Source organism: Streptomyces sp. NPDC030838 (assembly GCF_055572035.1).
The window spans coordinates 135,357-146,709 of record NZ_JBVIED010000019.1 but is presented as its reverse complement, the minus strand read 5'-3'; the positions used below and the strand labels follow the sequence as shown (position 1 = coordinate 146,709).

9 protein-coding genes are annotated in these 11,353 nt (G+C 72.8%); 4 read left to right on the top strand and 5 right to left on the bottom strand.

The window, feature by feature from the left end:
• Positions 1 to 37: 37 nt before the first annotated feature.
• The 4 genes from ACZ42A_RS36065 to ACZ42A_RS36050 form a co-directional block, all read right to left on the bottom strand.
• Positions 38 to 862 (bottom strand): carbohydrate ABC transporter permease, encoded by an 825-nt coding sequence (locus tag ACZ42A_RS36065; RefSeq protein ID WP_468531564.1) that lies wholly within the window; start codon positions 860 to 862, stop codon positions 38 to 40.
• On the bottom strand, positions 859 to 1,782 hold the full coding sequence (locus ACZ42A_RS36060) for a carbohydrate ABC transporter permease (protein ID WP_468531563.1): 924 nt from the start codon (positions 1,780 to 1,782) through the stop codon (positions 859 to 861). Before ACZ42A_RS36060 ends, ACZ42A_RS36065 begins: the two co-directional genes overlap by 4 nt.
• Before the next feature lie 2 nt (positions 1,783 to 1,784).
• Positions 1,785 to 3,107: an ABC transporter substrate-binding protein gene (locus ACZ42A_RS36055; protein WP_468531562.1), complete on the bottom strand. Its 1,323-nt coding sequence runs from the start codon at positions 3,105 to 3,107 to the stop codon at positions 1,785 to 1,787.
• Positions 3,108 to 3,175: 68 nt separating this feature from the next.
• A complete protein-coding gene (locus tag ACZ42A_RS36050; protein WP_468531561.1) occupies positions 3,176 to 4,213 on the bottom strand; it encodes a LacI family DNA-binding transcriptional regulator in 1,038 nt (345 codons plus the stop codon).
• Positions 4,214 to 4,284: 71 nt separating this feature from the next.
• Between ACZ42A_RS36050 and ACZ42A_RS36045 the strand changes: the two genes are divergently transcribed.
• From ACZ42A_RS36045 to ACZ42A_RS36035, 3 genes are all read left to right on the top strand, one after another.
• The gene (locus ACZ42A_RS36045; protein WP_468531560.1) at positions 4,285 to 6,396 is read left to right on the top strand and encodes a glycoside hydrolase family 36 protein; all 2,112 of its coding nucleotides are present in this window, start codon (positions 4,285 to 4,287) and stop codon (positions 6,394 to 6,396) included.
• A gap of 104 nt (positions 6,397 to 6,500) precedes the next feature.
• Positions 6,501 to 6,776: a hypothetical protein gene (locus ACZ42A_RS36040; protein WP_468531559.1), complete on the top strand. Its 276-nt coding sequence runs from the start codon at positions 6,501 to 6,503 to the stop codon at positions 6,774 to 6,776.
• A gap of 154 nt (positions 6,777 to 6,930) precedes the next feature.
• A complete protein-coding gene (locus ACZ42A_RS36035) occupies positions 6,931 to 7,221 on the top strand; it encodes a hypothetical protein (RefSeq protein ID WP_468531558.1) in 291 nt (96 codons plus the stop codon).
• A gap of 37 nt (positions 7,222 to 7,258) precedes the next feature.
• Here ACZ42A_RS36035 and ACZ42A_RS36030 read toward each other — a convergent pair whose 3' ends face one another.
• Positions 7,259 to 10,543, bottom strand: a complete 3,285-nt coding sequence (locus tag ACZ42A_RS36030; protein WP_468531557.1) for a CHAT domain-containing protein — start codon at positions 10,541 to 10,543, stop codon at positions 7,259 to 7,261.
• A 247-nt stretch (positions 10,544 to 10,790) separates the two neighbouring features.
• Here ACZ42A_RS36030 and ACZ42A_RS36025 point away from each other — a divergent pair, with 247 nt between their 5' ends.
• On the top strand, positions 10,791 to 11,333 hold the full coding sequence (locus tag ACZ42A_RS36025; protein ID WP_468531556.1) for a hypothetical protein: 543 nt from the start codon (positions 10,791 to 10,793) through the stop codon (positions 11,331 to 11,333).
• The last annotated feature ends 20 nt before the right edge of the window (positions 11,334 to 11,353 follow it).

Genomic DNA, 11,353 nt, shown 5'->3' with positions numbered 1-11,353 from the left:
GTACTGGTGCGGGTGATCACGCTGCCGGCCCTTTCGGTTATTTGACGGCTCCACTGGTGATTCCGGACACGATCTTTCGCTGGCCGACGAGGAACACGGCGACCATGGGCAGGCTCATCACCACGACGTACGCGAAGACGAGATGCCAGTTGTTGAGGTAGAGCTGGGCGCTGGCGACCTGGTAGAGGTTCAGCGGGAGAGTGGCCCGCTCGCCGCCGCCGAGGACGAAGAACGCGTAGAAGACGTCGCTCCAGGCGTAGAGCATCACCATGATCGTCGCGGTGGCGATCACCGGCCGGAGCAACGGCAGGACGATCCGCCAGAAGATCCGCGCCGGCGTCGCCCCGTCCATCCGGGCCGCTTCCTCCAGTTCCGTGGGGATGGCGCGGATGAAGCCGGTCATGAAGAAGATCGACGTGGACAGGTACATGCCGGTGTAGACGGCGATCATCCCGGGCCGGGTGTTGGCCAGACCCAGCTGCCGCAGCTCCATCACGATGGTGATGACGGCGGGCGGCAGCAGCAGCCCGCTGATGCACAGCGCGTACGCCGCCGAGACCAGCTTCGACGTGCGGCGGGCGAAGACCCAGGCGGCGCCCGCGCCGAGGAGCAGCACGAGGACGACCGAAGGCCCGACGACCAGCAGGGAGTTGACGAACCCGCGCAGCATCTCGCCCTGGCTGACGGCGTCGGCGTAGTTGCCGCCGGGCTGCCAGTGCTTCGGCAGGTCCAGGTTCGGCTTGATGGCCTCCGCCTGCGGCTTGGCGGAGGTGACCGCGACCAGCCACAGCGGCACGCCGACGGCCACGGCGGCGAGCAGGACGACGAGAGAGGGGCGGCCGTGGCGCCACACCGGAGTCACAGCATCTGCTCCCTTCGCCTGAGGCCGACGACCAGCGGAATCGCCACGGCGACCACGACCAGGAAGAGGACGAGACTCATCGCGGAGGCCTGGGCGTACAGGCCTTGTCCGAAGATCCGGAACATGTAGATGTTGAAGACCTCGGTGGAGGCCGCGGGCCCGCCGCCCGTGGTGGCCTGCACGATGTCGAAGGTGTTCATCGAGCCGATCAGCGCCGTGGTGACGTTGAAGGTGACGGCCGGCGCGAGCATCGGCCAACGCACCGACCGGAAGGTCCGCCACGGCCCGGCGCCGTCCATGCGCGCGGCTTCGAGCATGTCGCCGGGGATGCCCTTCAGCCCGGCCAGATAGATCAGCATCGACAGGCCCATCCACTTCCAGCCGTGGATGAGGGTGACCACGACGAGCGTCCACGTCGTCGACCCGAGCCACGGGATGTCCGTGCCGAGGAGGGAGTTGACGGCCCCGTCCTGATCGAGCAGGGCCTGGAAGACATAGCCGGTGGCGAGGGCCGAGATGAGCACCGGGAGGAAGAAGACGGCCCGGAAGAAGCGGTTGAAGCGGGTGTCGTCCTCCAGCAGCAGCGCGAGCACGAGCCCGAAGCCGTTCTGGAAGAAGGCCGCCAGCAGCGCGTACAGCAGCGTCGTGCGGATGGCGCGCAGCAGGGAGCCGTCCTCGGCGATGCTCCTGAAGTTGTCGAGGCCGGTGAAGGCGATGTCCGTGTGGTACGAGGACCAGTCGGTGAACGGGTAGTAGAAGTTCAGCAGGTTCGGCACCAGGAAGAAGCCCGCGAAGACGACGATCGCGGGGAGCGCGAACCACCAGGGGTGGTGCACGGCGGCGCGCGGGAGCCGGCCCATGCCCTTGGGTGTGCCCAGCGCGGACGGGTGCTTGTGTGTACGTACGACCGTGTCCGCCATGGTCAGAACCCGGGCGCGCCCTGGGCCTTGGCCACCTGCGCGAACTGGTCCTGGATCGCCTGGGCGACCTGCTGCGGGCTCTTCTTGCCGAAGATCATGTCGGCGAGGTAGAGGTGCGTGTCCGGGGCGACGATCGCCTTGGCCTGGAAGACGCCGATGGCCTGGGGCAGGGCGGCGACCTGGTCCTTGGCGGTCTGTGGGAGGCCGTCGGGGGTGGGCACGGACGGCTGTACGGACGGGATCTTCATCGTCCTGATGTAGTCGGGGTAGTCCGGACCGAGCCAGAAGGCGAGGAACTGCCGGGCGGCGTTCTGCCGCTTCTCGTCCCCCGTCTTGAAGGCGACGACCCCGTTGGTCTGGTCGGGGGAGTACAGGCCGGTGGCCGAGGAGTTGGCGACCGGGAACCAGCCGATCTTCCTGTCGATCTCGGCGGTGGAGTACTTGGCCTGCAGCTGGCTCTGGAAGGACGTGACGTTGAGGACCATGCCGGCCTCGCCCTTCCACAGCGCGTCGGCCTGCCCGGTGAAGGTGCCCGTGCGGTGGTTCTTCTGGGCGAGCCCCGCGTCGAGCAGCTTCTCCTTGTACTTCTTGATCGCGCCGACCACGACCGGGTCGGTCCACTTCTCCTTGTTCCGGTTCAGGCCGTCCCACCAGGACTTGTCGAGGTCGGTGAGCTGGACCTGCATCTGCCACTGCAGCGGCCACTTGTCGCCGCCGGCCTCGTAAAAAGCGGCCGCGTCCGTCCTGTCGACGACCTTGCGACCGAGGGCGAGCAGCTCGTCGTAGGACTTCGGGAAGTCCTTCTCGGTGAGCCCGGCCTGCCGGAAGACGTCCTTGCTGTAGTAGACGCCGAGCATGGCGGGGCTGGTCACGATCGCCGCGTACCGCTTGCCGTCGATGACGCCGAGCGACTTCTCGGTGTCGCCGAGCTTGGAGACCCACGGCTCACCGTCGAGGGTGAGGAGGTTCCGCTGCGGTTGCACGAACGGCAGCGTGGAGACGGACGGCTGCCAGAACATCAGGTCGGGACGGTCGCCGGAGGCCAGCTTCGTCGGCACGTTCTGCTCGTACAGGTCCGGGATGGCCTGGGTCTCCACCGTGGCGCCGGTGGCCTTCTCGAAGGCGTCGATGACCTGCCGGGGCGCGTTGACCGTGTTCTGCGCGGTCCACATGGTCAGCTTCACGCCGTCCAGCCGGGCCGTCGGGTCGACCGGCGTCCGCTCGGCGTCCGAGCCGGAGTCCCCGGCGGTGGGGTCGCTGCACGCGGTGGCGGCCAAGGCGGAGACGCATATCAGGGCCAGCGCGGGGAGGGCTGTTCTCTTCATCACGTGCCTCAACTGCCTTTCGCGGACGGCGGGTTCAGGACGGCGGTGGCGACATCTCGGATGCGATCTCAGGCGCGGGCGGGCGGCGGCCCCGAGCTCTCCCGCACCACCAGCTCCGGTACGGAGACGGGGTGCGGGGCGACCTGCGCGGACTCCTCCACCACCCCGTGCAGCAGGGCGAACGCGGCCCGTCCGAGGCCGGTGAAGTCCAGGCGTACGGTCGTCAGCGCCGGGGTCAGATAGGCGGAGTGCGGGGCGTCGTCGAACCCGGCCACGCTGACCTCGTCCGGCACCGCGCGGCCCGCCTCGTGCAGGGCGCGCAGCACGCCGAGCGCCAGGTCGTCGTTGCCGCACAGGATCGCGGTGACGGCCGGGTCCCCGGCCAGCGAGCGGCCCGCCGCGTGGCCGCCCGCCGGGCCCCAGCTGCCCTGCACCGGGCGGGGCAGCGGCGCCCCGGCCTCCTTCAGGGCCTGCCGCCAGCCGCTGGTGCGGGCGCTGGAGCGGCGGGTGCTGGACGGGATGGCGACGTAGTGGACGGTCTCGTGGCCGAGGGAGAGCAGATGGCGGGTCGCCTCGTAGGCGGCCTCACGGTCGTCGGTCCACACCCAGGGGCGGTCGACGGCGGGCGGACTCGCGGGGGTCTCGACCACGCCGACGACCGGCAGCCCGGCGGGGACGGCATCCAGCGCCCGTACCCCGGCCGGATCGTAGGCGATCACGATCAGCCCGCCGCCCGCGTCCGCGGCCCGCTGCACCGCCGCGGCGACGGCCGCCTCCCGCGCCGACTCCAGGACGCCGATCCCGACCGCGTAGGACGCGGCGCGGGCGGCCTCCTCGATGCCCTGGAGGATCGAGGCGTAGCCGTAGTGCGTGGTGTTGGCGGTGAGCACCGTCACGGCCCGGCTGCGCCCGCTGGCCAGCGCGAGCGCGGTGGCGTTGCGCCGGAAGCCCAGCTCCTCGATCGCGGCCAGCACCCGCTCCCGGGTGGACGGCTTGACGCTGGGATGGCCGTTGATCACCCGGGACACGGTCTGGTACGAGACCCCGGCGGCGGTGGCGACGTCCCTGATGCTCGCCGGGCGCCTTGTGTGACCGGTCACATTCATGCGAGGATTGTGACCGGTCACACAATGGTCGTCAAGAGACCGTGACGAGGGATTCACGAGGGGGAAGCACCGTGAGCGATGGGGCGGACGCCGATCTCAACGACAAGCGGCCGAGGTTCACTTGGGGTCATGCGGCCCTGGAGGCCGAGTTCGCCGGCGCCTCCGACGGGACGCCGCGCCTGGTCCGGCTGGGCGACGGAGCATCCGCCGAACCGGAAGCCGCTCTCCCCCTCGTCGAGCTCACCGCCCTCGGTCACGGCAGCGGCTGGTCCGGCCCGCGCTTCACCGGCACGGCCTTCGGCGGGCGCCTGAAGTACCGGGGGCACCGCGCCGAAAGCCGTGGCGACTGGCAGTGGCTGAGCGTCGAACTCCACGACCCGGCCACCGGGTTGACGGCCTTCGTCGAGCTGTCCTCCCCGGACGGGATCGCCGTCCTGCGCTCCCGGGTGCGGCTGCGGAACAACGGCGACACACCCCTCGTCGTGCAGTCCGTCACCAGCCTGCTGCTCGGCGGCCTGCCCTCCGCGGACACCCTCGACGTGCACCGGGCGCACAACGACTGGCTGGCGGAGTGCCGTTGGCGGACCGAGCCGCTGCGCGCCACCGTCGCCGACATCAACGCGGGCGCCCACCAGCACGACAGCCGGGCCGCGCTCGTCCTCACCGGGCGGGGCAGCTGGCCCACCGACGGACATCTGGCCATGGGGGCGGTCACCGACCGCACGAGCGGCCTGACCCGGCTGTGGCAGATCGAGTCCCCGGCCGGCTGGCGCTGGGACCTCGGCGAACGCGCGGGCGGCACCTGTCTCGCGCTGAACGGTCCCACCGACGCGGAGCACCAGTGGCGCGTCCGGCTCGCCCCGGGGGAGGAGTTCACCACCGTGCCGGCGGCGCTGGCGCTCGGCTCCGGGTTCGACGAGGCGCTCGCGGCGATGACCTCGTACCGCAGAAGGATCCGCCGCCCGCATCCGGACCACGCACAACTCCCCGTCGTCTTCAACGACTACATGAACACCCTGATGGGCGACCCCACGACCGAGAAACTGCTGCCGCTCATCGACGCGGCGGCCGAGGCCGGCGCGGAGTACTTCTGCATCGACTCCGGCTGGTACGACGACGACACCGAGGGCTGGTGGGACAGTGTCGGGGAGTGGCAGCCCTCCCCGCGCCGCTTCCCCGGCGGCGGGATCCAGGCCGTCCTGGACCGGATCCGGGAGCGCGGCATGGTGCCCGGGCTGTGGCTGGAACCGGAGGTCGTCGGGGTGCGCAGCCCGGTCGCGTCCGCACTGCCGCCGGAGGCCTTCTTCCAGCGCGACGGCGTCCGCCTCGCCGAACAGGGCCGCCACCAGCTGGATCTGCGGCACCCGGCCGCCCGCGCCCACCTCGACGCGACGGTGGACCGGATCGTCGGCGACTGGGGGGTGGGCTACCTCAAGCTCGACTACAACATCGTCGTCGACCCGGGCACCCTCGCCCCCGGGGACCTCGCCCCGGGCGCCGGGCTGCTCGGCCACGCCCAGGCCTACCTGGACTGGCTGTCCGGCGTTCTCGACCGCCACCCCGGCCTGGTGATCGAGAACTGCGCCTCCGGCGGCATGCGGATGGACGGCGCCACCCTCGCCGTCACCCAGCTCCAGTCCACCAGCGACCAGCAGGACCCGCTGCGCCTCCCGCCCATCGCCGCCGCCGCGCCCACCGCGGTCCCGCCCGAGCAGGGTGCCGTCTGGGCCTATCCGCAACCGGAGTTCGACGACGACCTGATCAGCTTCACCCTGGGCGGCGCCCTGCTCGGCCGCGTTCATCTGTCGGGCCATCTGAACCGGATGTCGCGGCGCCAACTCGCCCTCGTCCGGGATGCGGTGGGCACGTACCGTTCGATCCGCGGCGACCTCCCGCGGGCCGTGCCGTTCTGGCCGCTGGGCCTGCCGGGCTGGACGGACCAGTGGCTGGCCCTCGGCATGCGGGTGCCGGACGGCCCGTCGTACGTCTCGGTGTGGCGACGTGGCGGGACACCCGAACTCCGGCTGCCGGTCGATCACTTGGCGGGGCGCGCCGTACGCGCGGAGATCCTGCACCCGTCCGCCCCGACCCCCGGCGCGGCGGCCTGGGACGGTGACGCCCTGCGGGTGTCGCTGCCCCGCACGCCCGCCGTACTGCTGGTCCGTCTCACACCGGCGGGATGAGGGCGTCCGCCGACCGCGATGTCAGAGGCGTGTGGCCGCGATGTCAGAGGCGTGTGGTGGGATGTCCGGACCACGATGCGTCGATCGAACAGGGGTTCATTCCGATGGCCGAGTTTCCGTCTCTCACCCGTGCGCTGGCCGAGGCGCTGGTCGACGTGCTGTGGTTCGTCGAGGGCTGTGAGGACGAGCAGATGGACCCGGACGACGCCGTCAAGGTCCTCGAAAGCGCCGCCCACCTGATGGGGGAGCTCTCGTACGACCAGCGCAGCGAGCTTCTCGACCTGCTCGGGTCGATGGCGGCGGAGGAGACGGACCCGGAACGGCGGGAGTTCCTCGAGGAGTTCCCGTACGGCTTCGGACTCGTGGACGATCCGGCCTGACCGACGCTCCGCCGGGGCCGCCGCCCTCGTACGCCAAGATGACCAGGCCGACTTATTGCGGCATCCGGGGGATCGCAGGGAGGCGCCGCAACCGCGACGACGGGCCGCGCGACTTCAACGGGCAAGACAGACACCCGAGTGAGGGAGATCCGCGGTGCACACCCACAGCGACACGCTCGCCCCGGCCAGGGACGTCTGGCCCGTCCGCGACCCGTACGCCGCCGACCGCGACGGCGATTACCTCCTGCCGCCCCCGAACCCGGCCACGCGGGTCGACGTCGCGCTCAGCCCCGCCGACCGGCGCCGCCTCGACCTGCACGCCGCGCTCACCGTCCGCGGCATCGCACCGCGCCCCGGCGACCAGTACGCGGTGGAGGTCATCAGCTCCCTCGGCGACGCCGTGGCCTCCGCCGTCCTGCGCTGGGTCACGAGCCCGGTCGGCTGACCCGGCGCCGTGGCCGCCGGGACACCGCCGCCCGTCCTCACGCCCTCCCCGCCGAGGACGGACCCGGATGCCCCTGGTGGATGAACGCGGCCCACGACGTCAGGCGGTCCAGCCGGGGGCCCTTGGCCAGCTCGTCGAGGAGCCGGCCGGCAAGCGAACCGGGGTTCTCCCGGTGCGGGTCCAGCATCCACATCTGCGCGGACCTGAGCGCGTCCACCGGGCTCTGGCCCTCGACGGTCAGGTAGTGGTGGAAGACGGCCATCATCAGCGCCGACGCCGAGTCACGGGTCGCCCACCGCGAGCCGACGACGTCCCGCGCGCCGTTCGCCACGAAGGCCGTCGTCAGGGTCAGCGCCTCGTCGTGGTCGCGCCGGGTCAGGTCCGTCTCGCAGGCACTGAGCACGACCAACGGCCCATCGGACCCGTCCTGTCCGGCCGTCGGCCGGTCGAGCAGCCGGGACACGGTCAGCAGACCGGCGCCGGCCCGCGCGGACGGGCCGTCCGGGGCCGCCAGTTGCAGAGCGGACTCCGTCGGACTGGTGCCGGCCGAGCCGTGGCACGCCAGGTGCAGCAGCGACGGACCGGTGCCGAGCGCCCCGAGGAGATCGTCCGGGGTGCCCGGCGCCTCCGGCTCGGCCGGCGGCTCGTAGAACTCGCCGTACAGCCGGGCCCGCGGATACAGCGCCTGCTGGAGCGCCGCCACCTCCAGCTCCGCGTGCGACAGGCTCATCGTGGGGTCCGCCACCAGCACGGGCGCGGTCGCCGGGGCGCGGCGGGCCCGCCGGACGGCGGTGAGGAACTGACGGCCGGACGCGGCGTAGCTGATCACCATCGCCTGGCAGACGTAGTCGTGCGGGGCGTCGGCCGGCAGCCGGGCCGCGTGCCACGGCACGATGCCGAGGCGGCCGCACGGCACCAGCACGATCCTGGGCGGGCCCGGTCGCCCGCGCCGGCTCTCGGTGGCGGCGAGCCGTTCCGCGATGCCGGTCATGACGGGGGCGATCACCGCGTCCGTCGCCCAGTCGCACAGCTCGGAGAGCGCCTGCTCCCAGGCCTCGGCGGCCGAGGCGTCCCCGGGCCGGCGCTGGTGTGCCGTCACCGCGTCCGCGTAACGCTCCAGCGGACCGCTCTCGTCCCCGGTCAGCAGCGGCAGCGCCCGTACACCGGTGCCGATGTCCGGGCCCACCACGATGCCCATGCCGGGAGTGCCGCCCTCACCGGCGAGCAGATAGACCAGCGCGTCCGCGTCGGCCTCCGCGAGCCCGGCTCTCAGCTCCTCGACCGTGGGGGTGCGGAACAGCCGGCCGCCGGGATCCCGGTGGCCCAGGGCCTCCAGCGCGCGGCGCCGCAACGAGCTGGGCAGTTCGCGGGGTAGCCCGTCGGAGCCTCCCTCCGGGCCACCGCCCGCCTCCCGCCACGCCTGGGCGAGCTCGTGGTGCCCGCGCTCCGTCAGCAGCTCGGGCACGGCCCGGGAGGTGGCCGCCGCCTGGAGCACCAGCGCCCGGCCCAGTTCCAGCGCGGCCACCGCCTCCTCGACCCGCCCCTGGGCGGCGGCCCAGATGGCGGCCTGCACGCCGCGGTCGGCGCCGGACCGGGCGGCCAGCAGACCGTGGTCGGGGCCGGTCTGCAGGGCCACGTCACCGGCGAGCATCTGGAGGGATTCCAGTGCCGCGTCCGTCGCCGCGTCCCGGTCCGCCGGGTCCTCGGTACGGCGCAGCCGGGTCCGGTAGTTCTCCGCCAGCTGCCACAGGGCGGGGAAGGCGATCTGCGGCGACCTGCCCTGCCGGACGTCCGCGCGGACCTGTTCCAGCGCGTCGATGGCGAAGTCCAGGTCGGCCGGGTCCCGCGACATGGAGTGCCGGAGGGTCGCCGACAGCCCGGCGAGGTAGCGGGTGTCCGCCGAGGCGTTCGGGGGCAGCGGGGCGGGGGCGGGCATCAGGTCGTGATCGCCGCCGAGCACCGCGCGGGCGGTCTGGAGCGCCTCCTGAGCGGAGGTGAAGACCGTCTCGGACAGGCCGAGTTCCCGCAGCGAGGGGGCGTTCAGGGCCTCCTGCTGCTGGGCCATGCCCCGCACGGTCAGCTCCTTGTCCCCGCTGCGGTGGCCGAGCGAGGCGAGCGCGTTGCCGTGCGCCAGCAGCACCAGCGGGCGGAACGGGTGGTCCGCCGGCGTGGACCGCTCCAGCGCATCCAGCTCGCGCATCAGCCGCTGGAACTCCTCCTGGTTCTCGGCCTCCTCCGCCGCGTGCAACCCGGCGAGTATCTTCATCGTCCGCATGGCGACCATGAGCCGGGCAGCGGCGGGATCCTCGGCCGCCAGCCGCTCGTAGTGCTCGCTGACCGACTCCCGGTGGTCCCGGGCGACCCGGCCGTCGATACGGCTGCCGCCGATCGCCTCGCCGGGCTGGAGCACCATCCCCATCACCCGCCTGATCTCGGCGGCGTCCGCATGCCCTTCCGGCAGCCCGTCGAGGTCCCTGCCCAGCCGCTGGAGCAGCCGGCTGAGGGCTTCCGGATCGCCGTTGCGCATGGCCTCGGTGGTGCCCAGGATGGCGGCGAGCCACGCGCGGGCGACGGCGGCGTCGGCCTCGGGGTCCGGCCTCCTGCCCGTCTCCTGCCCGGCGGGCCGCGGGGCCGGGTCGTCCGGCGAGGGCTCCAGCAGGGTCACCAGCATCCGCAGCTGATCGGCGAACGGGAAGTCCTCGGGCAGCATCCCGAGCAGCGCCCGGTGATCGGAGAACCCGGTCCGCGCCGCGTACGACAGCACGTCCTGGACCTGCCGCACCTGCTCCCGGACCTCCGGCGGCACCGGCAGCTGCCCGATCTCGGCGGCCAGCGCCGCGGCCCGCGCCGCCTCGGCGGCCGCGTCGAAGGACGGGATGTGCATGAAGTGGTCGAAGATCGGCCAGAAGTCCGGTGCCGACCCCAGTCCTCCGACGCCCGGCACCATCTGGCCCGCCAACGCCAGCAGGAACAGCGCCGCCCAGCGTCTGCCCTCCTCCGACATCGCCTCCCCGGCAGGCGTCGAAGGGTCCCGTACCTCGTTCAGCAGGCGCGTCGCCTCCTCGTGGTCCTCCGGCGAGCCCATCCCGGAGACGTACCGCATGGTGAGCACGGACCCGAGCCCCAGGGTGACCGTGCCGAGCAGCGCCCGGTCGTGATCCAGCAGGTGGCGCAGCTGCCGGAGTTCGGCGACCGGGCCGTCGAACTCCTCGGCGGACACCGGCTCCTTCCCCACCCGCCGGACCAGACCGGCCCCCCGTGCGGTCGCCTCCGCGGCCCACGCCCGCAGTCCCCGGACGCCGCCGCTCTCCTCGTCGCTCACCCTGCCTCCCCGCCCTCGTCCGCCGCGGTGGAACGCTCCGGTCGCTCCCGTGGCCTCATGATGCTGCGGGTCCGTGTCCGACGCGCCCGTTTCACCACAACTGCCCTGTACCCAACCGGAATTCGCCCGCCGCCCGCCCCGTTGGTCGGCGTCGGGTCGAACCCCGGGCGACGTCGGGGCCGGGTGTTCCCCCACCCCGCGTCCGCTGCTTCGCTGGTGGGGTGGCGGATCGAGGGATGGGGGCCCGGTGGACGTCGGTGTGGGGACCGCGACGCTGGTCGCGGTCGTCGGAGTGGTCGGGACACTGCTGTCCGCGCTGCTGACCCAGCGGGCGGCGGACCGCAGCCGGCAGCGCGAGCAGCAGCGCGCCGACGAGCTGTGGGAGCGGCGCAGCGAGGCCCTGGAGCTGCGCGCCTGCTACGTGGCGCTCAACACCGCCGCCCGGCACTATCTGGCCGCGCTCACCGACCAGTTGCACGCGCTGGACCGCCCCGCGGACCTGCCGTCCGTACGGCAGCGGCTCACCGCGGCGCGCGACCAGCACCGGGAGGTGTACGCCGAGGCCCAGATGCGGCTGCCGGAGCGGGTGCTCGGACCCGCCGCCACGGTCAGCCACGACCTCGGGGCGCTCTACGGCATGGTCCGGCGGCTGGACGACGGCGTGCCGCGCCCCGGCGACTCGCCGGCCGCCGTGCAGGGGAGCATCGACGCGCTGTGGGAACAACTGCGCGAGATGCGCCGGGAGATGCGGGCCGATCTGGCTGCGGCCCGGGCGGATTCCGGGCGTTGAGCGGAAGAACCGATGGAAGT

Excerpts from the sequence above, each read along its gene's own strand:
- ACZ42A_RS36055 (WP_468531562.1), bottom strand. The coding sequence starts at position 3,107 with ATGAAGAGAACAGCCCTCCCCGCGCTGGCCCTGATATGCGTCTCCGCC.
- ACZ42A_RS36050 (WP_468531561.1), bottom strand. The coding sequence starts at position 4,213 with ATGAATGTGACCGGTCACACAAGGCGCCCGGCGAGCATCAGGGACGTC.
- ACZ42A_RS36040 (WP_468531559.1), top strand. The coding sequence starts at position 6,501 with ATGGCCGAGTTTCCGTCTCTCACCCGTGCGCTGGCCGAGGCGCTGGTC.
- ACZ42A_RS36060 (WP_468531563.1), bottom strand. The coding sequence starts at position 1,782 with ATGGCGGACACGGTCGTACGTACACACAAGCACCCGTCCGCGCTGGGC.